We start from the raw sequence: 14,396 nt of genomic DNA, 5'->3' as shown, positions 1-14,396 counted from the left end.
AACGGGCCCAACCAGATTCCCAGGTTTACTTCGACGAGGCCGAACTCATGAAAAAGCTGCTGATCACCTCTACCGCTGCTGTGATGCTGTCGATGGCCACGGGTGTCTTCGCGGCCGAAACCTCCAAGAGCGCCACGGCCGTCAATGGTTCGGCTACCGAAGCCGTACCGGGCAAGACCACCGTCAAGGGCGGTGCTGATGGTGGTGCCGAAGTCCCCTTCAAGAGCGAGAAGCCCAACAAGGTCGACGCGCGCAACCAGAACAACATGCAGTAAGCCCAGCTTTCTGGCGGTAACACAAAGCCCCGGCATGCCGGGGCTTTTTGCTGCCTGACGTTTAAGACGCAGACAAAACAAACCCCGCCGAAGCGGGGTCTGTGGAAACTGTGCAGCAGCCGGGCTTAGCGCCAGAACGGCTTGTGCATTTCCTGGTAGCGCTGGGCCTCGGTGATACCGGCGTCAGCCAGCATACGGGTGTCCAGGCGAGCCAGTTCGTTACGGCTGGCGATGCGACGCTGCCAGGTGGACAGGGTGGAGATAACGCGCAGGGCAACGGGCACACGGTTGCTGGGCTTGGCGTTGTACAGCGAGGAACTGAAGGTGCGTTCCATGGTGGCTTTCCTTCCCGCTTGTGACGGGTACTGGTCATCGAATGGCGCCATTGTCTCGCCAGGCGAGTGCTACCACCAGTAACAGTACAAGGAAAGGTTCGCGGATCACTCAGCACACAATTGCAACTGTACTGCTGCAATTTGGGTCATTCTGTAACGCTTTGCACCATTGCAGTGCAAAAATTGGTTACCAGAGGGAACATCGCGGAAATTCGAGCTATACAGTTGGCCCGAGGCCAACGAAACAGGACTGCTGTTCTACCTGTTACCGCACCCACTGTCCAGCCTGGAAACGCCGTCATGCTCCAGAAAGGAGCGCTTCCGACGCCCGGTGGGCGCCGGAAGCCTCTCACCGTCAACGCGCGGCAGCGGCCAGGCTCGGGGCGGCAGGCTGACGCCGACCCACCCAGGTACCGATGGCCACGACCACCAGTGCCAGCAGCCCGGTCGCCAGGATCTCGAAGCGATGGGCGTCGCTGAACAGCATCACGGTCAGGGCGCCAACGATGAAGACGATCACCGCCCAAGTCAGCCAGGGGAACAGCCACATACGGAATTCCAGACGCTCGCCACGGGCCATCAGCTTGCGTCTCAGGCGCAGCTGGGTCACGGCGATCACTAGGTAGACCAGCAGGGCTACGGCACCGGAGGTGGACAGCAGGAAGCTGAACACCGCCTCGGGCATGGTGTAGTTGGCGATGGTGGTCAGGAAACCCACGGCGGTGCTGGCCAGCACCGCCGTACGGGGCACGCCAGCGCTAGAGGCACGGCCCATCTTGGCCGGGGCATCGCCACGGCGGGCCAGGGAGTAGAGCATGCGCGACGCGGTGTAGAGCGCCGAGTTCAGGCAGCTGGCCACGGCGACCAGGACCACACAGTCGACGATCAGCTTGGCATTGGGAATCGACAGCACTTCCAGGGCGCGCTGGTAGGACCCCACCAGCGGCAGCTGGGCGTCGTTCCAGGGCACCATGGACACCACCAGGAAGATGGAGACCAGATAGAACAGCGCGATCCGCCAGATCACCGAGTTGGTGGCCTTGCTGATCTGCCGGGACGGATCCTTGGACTCGGCCGCGGCGATGGTGACGATCTCGGTCCCCATGAAGCTGAACATGGTGGTCAGCAGGGCGCCCAGCACCGCACCGAAGCCATTGGGCATGAAGCCACCGGTATGGGCCATCAGATTGCTCAGGCCACTGACCTCACGACCTGGCAGAGCACCGACCAGCGCAGCCGCGCCCAGAGCGATGAAGGCGACGATGGCGATGACCTTGAGCAGGGCGAACCAGAATTCGAACTCGCCGTACTTGGCAACGCTGAACAGGTTGGTCACGGTCAGGATGCCGGTGATGATCAGCGCGAACTGCCAGGTGGCAATGGCCGGGAACCAAGCATTGAGGATGGCGGCCGCAGCCACGGCTTCAAGCGGAATGACCAGCACCCAGAACCACCAGTACAGCCAGCCGATGGTGAAGCCGGCCCAGCGGCCGATGCCCTGTTGGGCATAGGACGAGAAGGAGCCGGTATCGGGTGAGGCGACCGCCATTTCACCCAGCATGCGCATGACCAGCACCACCAGGGTGCCGGCCAGGGCGTAGGCCAGCAGCACGGCCGGGCCGGCAGCGGCGATGGCATGACCGGAGCCGACGAACAGACCGGCACCGATCACTCCAGCGATGGACAACATGGTCACATGGCGCGGTTTGAGCGCCGGAGAGAGGTTGCATTCTACGTTGGACATAAGGTGTTACCTGACAACGGAAAGCCTCCCAAGTGCAACTTGCGCGCCACCCCCGCTGAAATCGGCACAAAATGAACTCAAAGGGTGCAACGCTTCGCGCAAAGTCGCGAAAAAGCGGCACTTTGCCTAGCTATTGCACTAACTATTTGATGTGCAAAACGATTTCTTTCGTGTGCCGCTGCGCTTCCACCTTGCTTCGTTAGGTATCACTTTGTGCAACTTGCACCATCATGGTGCCGACAAAGGTGGAACCTCAGGTAACCGCATGTGACGAGGATGCTACTGCCTCCACCCGGCGAGGCAGCACGAATGCCTCGGTCTCCTCAAGAAATATCCTTTCCACGGTAAAGGTCCATCGCAGCTACTCGGACTGACGAAATCAGGACTTCAAAGGCCAACAAAGAGGCCTTTGCGCATCGCCGCCCGGGTGAAGGGAACTTGAATGGCTGCCAAGCCTCTGCACAGCTGCGACAAAATGTAACTGCAGTGGCCATATATTGGTAATATTCCAACATATTAGCTAGCTAACCATAAGCCCTGCGGATCACGTCGGGCACCTGATGAGGCCCTGATCATGTCCGCAGACGATTCCGTCCCGGCCCGTCGCGACTTCCTGCGCAAGTCCCTGAGCCTGATCCCCGTGGTGGCCCTGGCGGGCGGCACGAACCCCGGCCTGGCCTTCGCCACGCCCGCCGCGGAAAACAAGCCTGGCAGCAGTCCGCGCGCCGACCACTACCAGCCGGTGTTCTTTTCCGCCGAGGAATGGGCCTTCGTACAGGCTGCGGTGGCCCGGCTGATTCCGGCGGACGAACTGGGTCCGGGTGCCCTGGAAGCCGGCGCGCCGGAATTCATCGATCGGCAGATGCAGACCGCCTATGCCCGCGGTGGCCTCTGGTACATGCAGGGCCCCTTCGCCGCCGATGCCGCACCGGAAATGGGCTATCAGAGTCGCCTGGTGCCGCAGGATCTCTATCGCCTGGGGATCGCCGCGGTGGACCGCTGGACCCGTCAGCAACACGGCAAGGTATTTGCCGAGCTTGCACCCGCCGAGCAGGACGCAACCCTCAAGGCCCTGGAAAGCGGTGACGCCGCCCTGGACGGCGTACCAGCCAAGCTGTTCTTCGCCCAGCTGCTGCAGAACACCAAGGAAGGCTTCTATTGCGATCCGCTGCACGGCGGCAACAAGGAACTGGTCGGCTGGAAACTGGTGAATTTCCCCGGCGCCCGCGCCGACTTCATGGACTGGGTGGAGCGTGACGAACGCTATCCGCTGCCCCCGGTCTCCATTCGCGGGGAGCGCGGTTGATGGCCAAGGTACTGCCCAGCAAGAACGTGGTGATCGTCGGCTTCGGCTGGACGGGGGCCATCATGGCCAAGGAACTGACCGAGGCCGGCCTGGACGTGGTGGCCCTGGAACGCGGCAGCTACCGTGACACCTATCCCGACGGCTCCTATCCCCAGGTGATCGACGAACTCACCTACAGCATCCGCAAGAAGCTGTTCGTCGATGTGTCCAAGGAAACCGTCACCATCCGCCACAGCGTCAACGACGTCGCCCTGCCCAACCGCCAGCTGGGCGTCTTCCTGCCCGGCGATGGCGTGGGTGGCGCGGGCCTGCACTGGTCGGGCGTGCACTTCCGGGTCGATCCGGTGGAGCTGCGCCTGCGCAGCCACTATGAAGAACGCTACGGCAAGAAATTCATCCCCGACGGCATGACCATCCAGGACTTCGGCGTCAGCTACGCCGAGCTGGAGCCCTACTTCGACTTCGCCGAAAAGGTGTTCGGCACCTCGGGCACCGCCTGGAGCGTCAAGGGCCAGGTGGTGGGCGACGGCAAGGGTGGCAATCCCTATGCCCCGGATCGCTCCAGCGACTTCCCGCTGCCGGCGCAAAAGAACACCGTCTCGGCACAGCTGTTCGAGAAGGCCGCGCGCGAGGTGGGCTATCACCCCTACAACCTGCCGTCGGCCAACACCTCGGGCCCCTACACCAATCCCTATGGGTGCCAGATGGGCCCCTGCAACTTCTGCGGCTACTGCAGCGGCTACGTCTGCTACATGTATTCCAAGGCCTCGCCGAATCTCAATATCCTGCCGGCGCTCAAGCAGGAGCCGCGCTTCGAGCTGCGCAGCCAGGCCCATGTGTTGCGGGTGAACCTGGACAGCACCGGCAAGAAGGCCACCGGGGTGACCTACCTGGACGCCCAGGGCCAGGAGCTGGAACAGCCGGCCGACATCGTCATCCTCGCCGCCTTCCAGTTCAACAACGTACGCCTGATGCTGCTGTCGGGCATCGGTCAGCCCTATGATCCCAAGACCGGCGAGGGCGTGGTCGGGCGCAACTTCGCCTATCAGAACATGGCCACCATCAAGGCCTTCTTCCGCCAGGATCAGCACCACACCAATCCCTTCATCGGCGCCGGTGGCAACGGCGTGGCAGTGGACGACTTCAACGCCGACAACTTCGACCATGGCCCCCACGGCTTCGTCGGCGGCTCGCCCATGTGGGTCAACCAGGCCGGCACCCGGCCCATCGCCGGGGCGGCCAATCCACCCGGCACACCCCAATGGGGCAGTGCCTGGAAAAAGGCCCAGGCCGGCTACTACAACCACCAGCTGTCGATGGACGCCCATGGCGCGCACCAGTCCTATCGCGACAACTACCTGGACCTGGACCCCACCTACCGCGACGCCTACGGCCAGCCGCTGCTGCGCATGACCTTCGACTGGAAGGACAACGACATCCGCATGACCCGCTTCATGGCGGCCAAGATGAAGAAGATCGCCGAGGCCATGAGCCCCGAGCACATCAGCGTTTCGGTCAAGGATTTCGGCGGGCACTTCAACACCGCCAGCTACCAGACCACCCACCTCAACGGTGGCGCCATCATGGGCACTGATCCCAAGACCAGCGCGGTCAATCGCTACCTGCAGAGCTGGGACGTGCACAACGTCTTCGTGCCGGGCGCCTCGGCCTTTCCCCAGGGCCTGGGCTACAACCCCACCGGCCTGGTGGCGGCCCTGACCTACTGGGCGGCGCGCGCCATCCGCGAGCAATACCTGAAGAACCCCGGCCCCCTGGTGCAGGCATGAGAGGCGCGCCCATGATCCTCCGTACCCTCGCGACCCTGCTGCTGGGCGCCGGTCTGGCCATGACGGCCCAGGCCGCCGAAGATCCTGATCCGGCGCTGGTCAAGAAAGGCGAATACCTGGCCAGGGCCGGCGACTGCGTGGCCTGCCACACGGCGCCGGGCGGTCAGCCCTTCGCCGGCGGCCTGCCCATGCAGACGCCCATCGGTACCCTCTACTCGACCAACATCACCCCGGATCGGCAGACCGGCATCGGCGACTACCGCTTCGCCGACTTCGACGCCGCTATCCGCCAGGGCATCGCCAAGGAGGGACACACCCTCTACCCGGCCATGCCCTACCCCTCCTACTCCCGGGTGACCGAGGGGGACATGCGCGCCCTCTATGCCTACTTCATGCACGGGGTCACACCGGTCGCCCAGGCCAACCGCGACAGCGACATCCCCTGGCCGCTGTCCATGCGCTGGCCCCTGGCGATCTGGCGCCAGTTGTTCGCTCCCGAGGTGGTGCAATTCCAGCCGGCCCCGGACCAGGATCCGGTGGTGGCTCGCGGCGCCTATCTGGTGGAAGGCCTCGGCCACTGTGGCGCCTGCCACACACCACGCGCCTTCACCATGCAGGAAAAGGCCCTCTCGCCTGCCGATGGCAAGGACTTCCTCGCCGGCAGCGCACCCCTGGAAGGCTGGATCGCCAAGAATCTGCGTGGCGATCATCGCGATGGCCTGGGCAGCTGGAGCGAAGACCAGCTGGTGCAGTTCCTCAAGACCGGTCGCTCCGCCGACAGCGCCGTGTTCGGTGGCATGACCGAGGTGGTGCAGCACAGTCTGCAATACCTGAGCGACGCCGACCTGCGCGCCATCGCCCGCTATCTCAAGGCCTTGCCGCCCAAGGATCCGCACGATGCGCCCTTCCAGCCCGATGGCCGCGCCGCCGCGGCGCTCTGGAAGGGTGACGACAGCGCCCGCGGGGCCCAGGTCTATGTGGACAACTGCGCCGCCTGCCACCGCACCGATGGCCAGGGCTACGACCGGGTGTTCCCGGCACTGGCCGGTAATCCGGTGCTGCGCACGGCCGACGCCAGTTCGCTGATCAACATCGTGCTCAAGGGCGGTACCCTCCCCGGCCTGCACACGGCACCCTCAATGATCGTCATGCCGCCTTTCGGCTGGCGGCTGAACGATGCCCAGGTGGCCGACGTGGTCAGCTTCATCCGCGCCAGCTGGGGCAACGACGCTGCCCCGGTCAGCGCCGCCGATGTCGCCAAGTGGCGCACCGATGACACCCGCGCCACCTCGGGCGATGACCTGGGCCAGGCCCTTGGTCACGGTCAGCCAGAGCCGCGCGAAGCGGGCAAGTAGCGAACGAAGGGGCGCGACCTCGTCTATAAAGACAGGCCGCGCTCCGGAGATGCCTGGATGACCTGCGTACTACATCTGCTCAACGCCAATGGTCGCTTGGACTCCTGGCGCGCCATCCTGCAGGAGACCTTCACCGATGCCCTGTCCCGTATCGCCGCGCACCTGCCCGAGCAACGGGTAGACGTGGTGGTGCAGGCGGGCGCCTGGGTGATCCCGGAGTTGGGTCTGAATGGCTACAGTCCGGACGCCGAGCGGGTGTTTCTGACCCTGGATCCCGACAGCCCGCGCCTGCAGCAAGCCTTCCCTGACAGCTTCACCGCCCTGCTTGGCCACGAATTGCACCACTGCCTGCGGCATGCCGGCCCCGGTTATGGCAGCACCTTGGGCGAGGCCCTGGTCAGCGAAGGCCTGGCCTGCCAGTTCGAGCGCGAGCTGATTGGCCGGCTACCGTTCTATGCCCAGGCCGCACCCCAGGAAATGGCGGCACACTGGGAAGCACTAGATGCTGAACTGGGCCAACCGTACGATCACGCCCGCTGGTTCTTCGGCAGTGGCGACCTGCCTCGCCACCTCGGTTATGCCCTGGGCAGCTGGCGAGTCGGTCGGTACCTGCAGCGTCACGGCCTGACGGCTGCCACCAGCGGGCAACGCCCTGCTGATACCTTCCTCGCAGGATGATCTCAACGCCGCAGCCAAGCCGGATCGACCCCGGCGAATATCTCCGTTAGCCATCCGACCCAGGCGCGAACCCGTGGCGAGGTCTGGCTGGCCAGGGGGTAGACCGCCGCCAGCGGCAGGCCCGGCGGCGGCAGGTCGGGCAGTACCTCGCATAGCCGGCCAGCCGCCAGGTCCGCCGCCACGTGGTAAAGCGGTGCCTGGATCATGCCCAGCCCGGCCAGGGCGGCACCGACATAGACGTCGGCGCCGCTGAGGGTCAGCCGTCCGGGTTGATTCAGGCAGTGCAGCTCACCCTCGCGCAGAAATTCGAAGGGCAACCGGCGACCGCTGCGCTGGGAGCGGTAGTGCACCAGCTGGTGACGAGTCAGGTCAGCCAGGCTCTTCGGCTGCCCCTCTCGCGCCAGATAGCCGGGGCTGGCACAGGTCACCTGCACCAGTTCACCCAGCGCGTGGGCGGCCAGGCCTTCGTCGAGCAGGGGTCCGCTGCGCAGCACACAGTCGATGCCCTCGCCGATCACGTCCACTGGTCGATCATCGGCGCTGATGACCAACTCCAGCTCCGGATAGCGCTGGCAGAAATCCGGCAACGCCGGCATCACCAGGGCCTGCCCCAGGGCACCAGGCAGATCGACGCGCAGTCGTCCGCGAGGCTGACGCCGGCGCTGACTGAAGGCGCCCTCGATATCGTCCAGCTCGGCCAGCCAGCCGACGCAGCGCTCGTAGTAGGCAGCGCCGTCCAGGGTCGGACTGACCCGGCGGGTGGTGCGATGCAGCAGTGTCACTCCCAGATAGGCTTCCAGCTGCTGCACCAGCAGGGTCGCCATCGCCGGTGACAGACCGAGATCGGCGGCGGCCCGGCTGAAGGAACGGCGCTCGACGATGCGTACGAAGCCACGCATGGCTGCCAATCGGTCCAAGATCATTCAGTCCTATCGAATACTGCCTGCCTTGATAACAGCTTTGTTCAATTTTGCTCAATAGCCAGACTGAGGGTCTCATTCATGAAAGGGAGCGAACGTCATGTTGCAACGACGACTGGGCCGCAATGGCCCACAGGTATCTGCCCTGGGGCTAGGCTGCATGGGCATGAGCGAATTCTATGGCGCCACCAATGAGGCCGAGGCCCTGGCCACTCTGGACCTCGCCCTGGAGCGTGGAGTGACCCTCCTGGACACAGCCGACGCCTATGGTCCTCATCACAACGAAGAGCTACTCGGCCGTGCTCTGCGCGGACGCCGCGAGCAGGTGTTCCTGGCCAGCAAGTTCGGCCTGGTGCGCAGCGACGATCCCAACACCCGCGGGGTGAACGGCCGCCCCGAGTACGTGCGCCAGGCCGTGGACGGAAGTCTGCGCCGGCTGGGGGTCGAGCAGCTCGATCTCTACTACCAGCACCGGGTCGATCCCGAGGTACCCATCGAAGAGACGGTGGGCGCCATGGCCGAGTTGGTATGGGCCGGCAAGGTGCGCTATCTGGGGCTGAGCGAGGCGTCCAGCGAGACCCTCACCCGCGCCCACCGGGTCCACCCCATCGCCGCCCTGCAGAGCGAATTCTCGCTGTGGTCACGAGACCCGCAGGAACATGGCGTCCTCGCCACCTGCCGCGAGCTCGGGGTGGCGCTGGTGGCCTACAGCCCCCTGGGCCGTGGTTTCCTCACCGGCGCCCTGAAATCGCCGGACGACTTCGCCACCGACGACTATCGCCGCCTGAGTCCGCGCTTCCAGGGCGAGAACTTCCAACGCAACCTGGAATTGGTGGAGCGGGTGCGGGCCTTGGCCGGCGCCAAGGGCGTCACGCCCAGTCAGTTGGCCCTGGCCTGGGTGCTGACCCAGGGCGAAGACATCATCCCCATCCCCGGCACTCGGCGGCGGCGTTATCTGCTGGAGAATCTCGCCGCCCTCGAGGTGCAGCTGAGTGGAGATGAAACAGCTGAGCTGGATCGACTCTTTACCCCGGAGCAGGTGGCCGGCACGCGGTATCCCGCGGCCTGGATGCAGCTCGTCGAGCGCTGAAGACCATCAAGCCCATCGCCGACCAGCGGGCTTGCGCGGCTGGCATCGATCCTGCTAGCTTGATTGGGTTAGTACCAAGCTGACCCCAATCGCTGGACGCCTTTCCGCTCGTTGTAGCAGCGCGAAATAAGCGTCATCCGGATCGAATCGATCCCTCGATTGCTCAGGATCTGCCGCCCTGGCCTCTGAATCTCGTGCCCGGCCGGTTGCCTGCCTTCCCAAGTACTTACCTGCATGCCTGGGCGTCTCGCCCACACGCTGCCTTCCTCCAGCCAGAGATTCAGCCGTCGGCCGTTATGGGTACGAGGTTGCTGGAGTTATTTCACCGCGCCGACTGAGCGTGGATCCCAAGGATAGTTAGATGAACATTCAAAATCAGGCCATTGCGGCCATGCAACACCTCCAAGCGGCCTTCGCGCCGTTTCAATGCATCACCACCCCGGCTTCGCGCAAAGGCGGCTTCAGTTTCACCGTGATCGACGAGCGCGGTGTCGCCTGTCGCAGCGAGCGCCTCTACCCCGAGCAGTACAACGCTGCCGACGGCCTGGAGCGGGTCATCGCCCGTACCCTTCGCGCCCTGGTGGCCTAAGGCTCCCTGCGAGTGCCGGACGCATCACGGTTTCCGTGATGCCCATGCCGGCAGCCTCCATCTGCGGTATGTTTGGCACAGCTTCGCGTAGGCGTGAGCCAAACAATGAATCCCAAGATGGAGGTCGCATGTCGCAAGTCGTATTCATCCGCCATGGCCAGTCGGCGTGGAACCTGGAAAACCGCTTCAGTGGCTGGGCGGATGTGGATCTGACCGAACAGGGGATCCGCGAGGCCCACGAGGGCGGCAAGGCACTCAAGGACGCCGGCTTCCTTTTCGACGTGGCCCACGTCTCGGTGCTCAAGCGCGCCGTGCGCACCCTGTGGCACGTGCAGGAAGGCATGGACCAGATGTGGCTGCCAGTGGTGAGCGACTGGCGCCTCAACGAACGTCACTACGGTGGCCTGACCGGTCTGAACAAGTCCGAGACCGCTGCCAAGTTCGGTGAAGAGCAGGTCTTGGTCTGGCGCCGCAGCTACGACGTACCGCCGCCCGAGCAGAGCGTCGAGGAGCAGCAGGCCCTGGCCGCTGATCCGCGCTATGCCGGTCTGTCGCTGGATCAGGTGCCGCGCACCGAGTGCCTCAAGGATTGCGTCGAACGCGTCCTGCCCTACTGGAACGAAGTCCTGGCCCCGGCCATTCGCAGTGGCCAGCGCGTGCTGGTAGTCGCCCATGGCAACTCCATGCGCGCCCTGATCAAGTACCTGGACAACATCTCCGACAGCGACATCGTCAGCCTTAACATCCCCAACGGCGTGCCGCTGGTGTACGAGTTCGACGAAGACCTCAAGCCCACCAAGCACTACTACCTGGCCGACCCGGACGAGGTCGCCGCCAAGATGGCTGCGGTGGCCAATCAGGGCAAGGCGAAGTAAGGCGCTTGTTCGCGGCCATGGGCCGCTCCTACAGGCTTCAAGGCAACCGTAGGAGCGGCCGCATCGGCGGACCGCTATGGCCGCGATGAGCGATACGCCCAGACCCACAGCGTGGCAAACCGCTTGGCGTTTTCCACAATAAAGGTCGCCGGTAGGCGATGGATAAGGCGGGCGCCGTTATCCACCCCACGGCCTGCTGACTTATTGCGGTCACGGGTCGCCGTAGGTTGGGTTGAGCGCAGCGAAGCCCAACAGGTCTCGCCTCAAGGTGCTGGCCATGTCGGGCTTCGACGGTGAAGCCGTCTCAGCCCAACCTACGATCTGCGCGGTCGTCCGCACAAAGCCGTTACAAGCCGAACCCTTGGATCCGTAGGGTGGAAAACTGCGTAGCGTTTTCCACCCTCAAAGTCTGTCGGTGTACGGTGGATAAGGCCGGCGCCGTTATCCGCCCTACGCCTTTAGGCATGACCGTTCGGGCGCGTTACCAACCGCGCCTCACTCACCACGCCTTCGTCCTGCCCCGCCTGAATCTCTTCGTCGGCCTCCACACCACCGTCGCCGGGCGTCTTCTCGCCCTTCTCCTTGCCTTCGTCACTGTGGTGCTCGATCACCGCATTGATTTCCGCGCCGAACAGCAGCACGGCTGAAGACAGATAGAAGTACAGCAACAGCACGATGATGGCGCCGATGCTGCCGTAGGTGGCGTTGTAGTTGGCGAAATTCTGCACGTAGTAGCCAAAGCCCAGCGATGCCAGGATCCAGACCACCACCGCCAGCATCGAGCCGGGTGTGATGAAGCGAAAGCTCTGCTTCACGTCTGGGGTGACGTAATAGAGCGCCGCGACGGCGATCATCAGCAGGAACACCGCCAGCGGCCAGCGGATCAGCGCCCAAAGGGTCACCATATAATCTTCCAGCCCTACATAGGCGGCCAGCCAGTTCATCACCTGAGGACCCAGCACCATCAACGCCGCAGCGCTGAGCAGCAGCCCGGCGAGACCTACGGTGTGCAGTACCGACAGCGGGATGCGCTTCCAGGCCGGGCGGCTTTCCACTACGTCGTAGGCACTGTTCATGGCGGTCATCAGCGAGCGGAAGCCACCTGAGGCGGACCAGAGCGCGATGATGATACTGAAGGACAGCAGACCACCCTGCTGCGTCTGCAGCTGGTCGATGATGGGATTGACCGTATCCAGCGCAGTGGGCGGCAACAGGTAGGCAGCCTGTTCGCGCAGGAAGGTGAAGAAATCCGGCAGGTGCAGGAAGCCGATCAGGGCGATCAGGAACAGCAGGAAGGGAAACAGCGAAAACAGCATCTGGTAGGCCAGGGCTGCCGCATAGGTGGGCATGTCGTCAGCAACGAACTCCTGGACGGCACGCTTGATGAGGGTGAACGGCGCAATGCCGCGCAGGTTGAAGGCAAACAAGGACATAACGGCTCCTGACGAACGCTCCCCGGAAAGGATTTCTGAGGGCTGTCCGCAAGGGCCTGCGCCCGGCGGCTTTTCAGACCAGCCCTACCTTCAGAGTGGCAGCGGCCGGGTTGGTTGCGCCCAGGTGTCAGAAGCCGGAGCCGGAGGCGTCTCGGCAAGCAGCGACCTCAGCGGCGCTGGGCGCCCTGACCATCTCTATTCCGCGGCTTTCATCGAAGTCGATATAACCGGCGGCGGCGAATTCGCGTAGCCAGCCATCCATGGGCCAGAGCCCCCAGCGTGCCCGAAACCGTCGCGCATTCTCCAGGATGCTGGCGAAGTGATTGAGTGGCGGATGGTAGGTGGGATGGTACTGGTGGAAGGCCCGCGCCTCGGCCTGATAAACGCGCACCTCGGCTTCGCGGGCACGAAAGGCGAAGTCGGTGTCTTCACCGCCATAGCCGCGATAACCCTCGTCGAAACCACCGATGCGGCTGAAGGTGGAGCGGGTGCAGGCGAAATTCAGTGACCAGAACAGTGGATGGGGAATCGCTTCCCCGCTCGGCCGATCCCGGTGCAGCGGATGGACGACGCCGGTTGCAAGCAACTCGTCCGGTGTCCAGTCACCTTCAGCGATACCGGCTGGCAGGTAGTGGACGAACCCCTGATGCAACGCGGCGGGTCGCGCCTTCAAGGCTTGGCGATAGACGTCGAGCAACGCCGGTGCGGGGATGCAATCCACATCGAGAAACACCAGCTCTTCTCCCGGCGCGGCCGCCACGGCCGCATTGCGCGCGGCGGCCAGGGGCAGGACGCCGTCGCCCTCGACGTGGAGTACCTGGATCGGAAAGCGTGGGCTGTGCAGTGCCCGCGGTGGCTCGTTCATCTGCACCACCACCAGGGCGGCAGGCGGCGTTGGAGCCAACTCCAGCCCCCGGATGAGATTGGCCAGTTGTCGTTCGCGGCCATGGACCAGGGTCAAGACGATCATGCCAGTACCTCCCGGGCGACTGCCTGGATGCAGGCCGCCGCGCGGCGAGCGCCTTCGCCGTCGCTTACCAGGGTCCAGCGCTCGGGATCGAGCTGACGCGCCCTGGCCAGCAATCCTGGCCAGGCGTCGGCAGCGGGCCAGTGCTCGCAGGTCACCGCCAGCGCCTGCTCGGCCAGACGGCGACTGGTGGACAGCTGTTCATCGAACGGCCGGGCTTCCGACAGGCAGACGAAGCGGCAACGTAGATCGGCCAGCTCCGCCACCAGGCTGTCGCCAGCGGAGCCGACCACCACCTCGGCAGTGGCCAGCCAGGGGCCGGGATCGGCGACGTTCCCAAGGAAGCGCAGATTGGCCGGCGCTAACGTGGCGTCGTCCGGTACCGGGCCCAGCACCGTCCAGTGCCACTCGGGACAGGAATGGGCCGCCGCGATCAGTCGCGTGCGGCTGAAGGCAGTGCCCCCATGGCCGGCGATGACGGTGACCGTACCGGGCTCGCGCACGCTGTCGAGCCGTTGCCCGGCATAGCGCGACAGGCTGCCGGCATAGCAGGTCTTAGCCCGCCAGGCGGCCGAGGTAGCGGGCTCCTCCAGGAGGTCCGGATAGGGCGCCAGCAGGCAGCTGGCGCTGGCATAGGCCAGTTCGTGGGCCGCATCGAAACGACTACCGCGCTGGCGCAGATAGATCGTCGGTACGCCGCATAGCCGAGCCAGCAGCGCAACCTCGACCGAGACGTCGACCACCAGCAGGCAGGGCCAGGCCCGGCGGAACCAGTCCACCAGCAGGCCCATGCGCTCGCGCAGCCCTGCCACCCCCAGCGGCGCATAGTGCAGGCAGGCGAAGGCTTCGCCCTCGACACCCGGGGCCACGTCGGGCGGCAGCGGGCAGAGCTGGACGTTGGGCAGCTCCACCTGTTCGGGCAGGCGACTGCTGAACAGGGTCAGGGGGCCATCGAAAGCGGCGGCGATGGCCAGGGCACGGGTCACATGGCCGGCGCCGTGATGGTGGGCGTAGTAGCCGATGTTCAGCTCAGCCACGGGCG

General features: G+C 64.7%; 14 protein-coding genes. 8 read left to right on the top strand and 6 right to left on the bottom strand.

The window, feature by feature from the left end; genetic code table 11:
* The first annotated feature begins 47 nt into the window (after nt 1-47).
* Nucleotides 48-275: a hypothetical protein gene (locus LRS53_RS08420; RefSeq protein WP_143075250.1), complete on the top strand. Its 228-nt coding sequence runs from the start codon at nt 48-50 to the stop codon at nt 273-275.
* Nucleotides 276-400: 125 nt separating this feature from the next.
* On the opposite strand, the gene LRS53_RS08415 is transcribed toward LRS53_RS08420, so the two are convergent.
* Nucleotides 401-610 carry a DUF1127 domain-containing protein gene (locus tag LRS53_RS08415; RefSeq protein WP_017639329.1) on the bottom strand — a complete coding sequence of 70 codons (210 nt, stop codon included), beginning with the start codon at nt 608-610 and terminating at the stop codon, nt 401-403.
* A 355-nt stretch (nt 611-965) separates the two neighbouring features.
* The gene (gabP, locus tag LRS53_RS08410) at nt 966-2,354 is read right to left on the bottom strand and encodes a GABA permease (protein ID WP_064307758.1); all 1,389 of its coding nucleotides are present in this window, start codon (nt 2,352-2,354) and stop codon (nt 966-968) included.
* A 574-nt stretch (nt 2,355-2,928) separates the two neighbouring features.
* Here gabP and LRS53_RS08405 point away from each other — a divergent pair.
* Genes LRS53_RS08405 through LRS53_RS08390 form a run of 4 tightly spaced genes read left to right on the top strand, consistent with a single transcriptional unit; the run spans nt 2,929 to nt 7,480 of the window.
* Nucleotides 2,929-3,660, top strand: coding sequence for a gluconate 2-dehydrogenase subunit 3 family protein (locus LRS53_RS08405; protein ID WP_231355616.1), 732 nt, complete (start codon nt 2,929-2,931; stop codon nt 3,658-3,660).
* Nucleotides 3,660-5,447: a GMC family oxidoreductase gene (locus tag LRS53_RS08400; protein WP_231355615.1), complete on the top strand. Its 1,788-nt coding sequence runs from the start codon at nt 3,660-3,662 to the stop codon at nt 5,445-5,447. The genes LRS53_RS08405 and LRS53_RS08400 overlap by 1 nt, the downstream gene beginning before the upstream one ends.
* 11 nt (nt 5,448-5,458) lie before the next feature.
* Nucleotides 5,459-6,802, top strand: coding sequence for a cytochrome c (locus tag LRS53_RS08395; protein ID WP_231355614.1), 1,344 nt, complete (start codon nt 5,459-5,461; stop codon nt 6,800-6,802).
* A 57-nt stretch (nt 6,803-6,859) separates the two neighbouring features.
* Nucleotides 6,860-7,480, top strand: a complete 621-nt coding sequence (locus LRS53_RS08390; RefSeq protein WP_231355613.1) for a DUF2268 domain-containing putative Zn-dependent protease — start codon at nt 6,860-6,862, stop codon at nt 7,478-7,480.
* Nucleotides 7,481-7,482: 2 nt separating this feature from the next.
* Here the strand turns inward: LRS53_RS08390 and LRS53_RS08385 are convergent, their stop codons facing one another.
* Nucleotides 7,483-8,397 (bottom strand): LysR family transcriptional regulator, encoded by a 915-nt coding sequence (locus tag LRS53_RS08385; RefSeq protein ID WP_231355612.1) that lies wholly within the window; start codon nt 8,395-8,397, stop codon nt 7,483-7,485.
* Between the two features lie 103 nt (nt 8,398-8,500).
* Here LRS53_RS08385 and LRS53_RS08380 point away from each other — a divergent pair, with 103 nt between their 5' ends.
* The 3 genes from LRS53_RS08380 to gpmA all read left to right on the top strand — a co-directional run bounded on the left by LRS53_RS08380 (nt 8,501) and on the right by gpmA (nt 10,954).
* Entirely contained in the window at nt 8,501-9,490 is a 990-nt protein-coding gene (locus LRS53_RS08380; protein WP_231355611.1) for an aldo/keto reductase, read from the top strand.
* Nucleotides 9,491-9,851: 361 nt separating this feature from the next.
* Nucleotides 9,852-10,079, top strand: coding sequence for a hypothetical protein (locus LRS53_RS08375; protein WP_231355610.1), 228 nt, complete (start codon nt 9,852-9,854; stop codon nt 10,077-10,079).
* A 128-nt stretch (nt 10,080-10,207) separates the two neighbouring features.
* Nucleotides 10,208-10,954 (top strand): 2,3-diphosphoglycerate-dependent phosphoglycerate mutase, encoded by a 747-nt coding sequence (gpmA, locus tag LRS53_RS08370; protein WP_064307752.1) that lies wholly within the window; start codon nt 10,208-10,210, stop codon nt 10,952-10,954.
* A gap of 458 nt (nt 10,955-11,412) precedes the next feature.
* Here the strand turns inward: gpmA and LRS53_RS08365 are convergent, their stop codons facing one another.
* The 3 genes from LRS53_RS08365 to LRS53_RS08355 all read right to left on the bottom strand — a co-directional run bounded on the left by LRS53_RS08365 (nt 11,413) and on the right by LRS53_RS08355 (nt 14,391).
* Nucleotides 11,413-12,387, bottom strand: a complete 975-nt coding sequence (locus LRS53_RS08365) for a YihY/virulence factor BrkB family protein (protein WP_231355609.1) — start codon at nt 12,385-12,387, stop codon at nt 11,413-11,415.
* Nucleotides 12,388-12,514: 127 nt separating this feature from the next.
* Nucleotides 12,515-13,357 (bottom strand): glycosyltransferase family 2 protein, encoded by an 843-nt coding sequence (locus tag LRS53_RS08360; RefSeq protein WP_064307750.1) that lies wholly within the window; start codon nt 13,355-13,357, stop codon nt 12,515-12,517.
* Nucleotides 13,354-14,391 (bottom strand): hypothetical protein, encoded by a 1,038-nt coding sequence (locus LRS53_RS08355; protein ID WP_231355608.1) that lies wholly within the window; start codon nt 14,389-14,391, stop codon nt 13,354-13,356. Before LRS53_RS08355 ends, LRS53_RS08360 begins: the two co-directional genes overlap by 4 nt.
* Nucleotides 14,392-14,396: the final 5 nt, after the last annotated feature.

The organism is Pseudomonas sp. PLB05 (assembly GCF_021106615.1).
In the GTDB taxonomy this organism is placed as follows: Bacteria; Pseudomonadota; Gammaproteobacteria; order Pseudomonadales; family Pseudomonadaceae; genus Chryseomonas; species Chryseomonas benzopyrenica.
Note: the sequence above shows the minus strand (reverse complement) of the source record. Positions and strands in the feature narration are given on the sequence as shown.

What these genes read in the sequence shown, in the direction of transcription:
- LRS53_RS08420 (WP_143075250.1), top strand. Translation starts at nt 48, where the DNA reads ATGAAAAAGCTGCTGATCACCTCTACCGCTGCTGTGATGCTGTCGATG.
- LRS53_RS08380 (WP_231355611.1), top strand. Translation starts at nt 8,501, where the DNA reads ATGTTGCAACGACGACTGGGCCGCAATGGCCCACAGGTATCTGCCCTG.
- LRS53_RS08400 (WP_231355615.1), top strand. Translation starts at nt 3,660, where the DNA reads ATGGCCAAGGTACTGCCCAGCAAGAACGTGGTGATCGTCGGCTTCGGC.
- LRS53_RS08360 (WP_064307750.1), bottom strand. Translation starts at nt 13,357, where the DNA reads ATGATCGTCTTGACCCTGGTCCATGGCCGCGAACGACAACTGGCCAAT.
- LRS53_RS08415 (WP_017639329.1), bottom strand. Translation starts at nt 610, where the DNA reads ATGGAACGCACCTTCAGTTCCTCGCTGTACAACGCCAAGCCCAGCAAC.
- LRS53_RS08390 (WP_231355613.1), top strand. Translation starts at nt 6,860, where the DNA reads ATGACCTGCGTACTACATCTGCTCAACGCCAATGGTCGCTTGGACTCC.
- LRS53_RS08395 (WP_231355614.1), top strand. Translation starts at nt 5,459, where the DNA reads ATGATCCTCCGTACCCTCGCGACCCTGCTGCTGGGCGCCGGTCTGGCC.
- gabP (WP_064307758.1), bottom strand. Translation starts at nt 2,354, where the DNA reads ATGTCCAACGTAGAATGCAACCTCTCTCCGGCGCTCAAACCGCGCCAT.
- LRS53_RS08405 (WP_231355616.1), top strand. Translation starts at nt 2,929, where the DNA reads ATGTCCGCAGACGATTCCGTCCCGGCCCGTCGCGACTTCCTGCGCAAG.
- gpmA (WP_064307752.1), top strand. Translation starts at nt 10,208, where the DNA reads ATGTCGCAAGTCGTATTCATCCGCCATGGCCAGTCGGCGTGGAACCTG.
- LRS53_RS08375 (WP_231355610.1), top strand. Translation starts at nt 9,852, where the DNA reads ATGAACATTCAAAATCAGGCCATTGCGGCCATGCAACACCTCCAAGCG.
- LRS53_RS08365 (WP_231355609.1), bottom strand. Translation starts at nt 12,387, where the DNA reads ATGTCCTTGTTTGCCTTCAACCTGCGCGGCATTGCGCCGTTCACCCTC.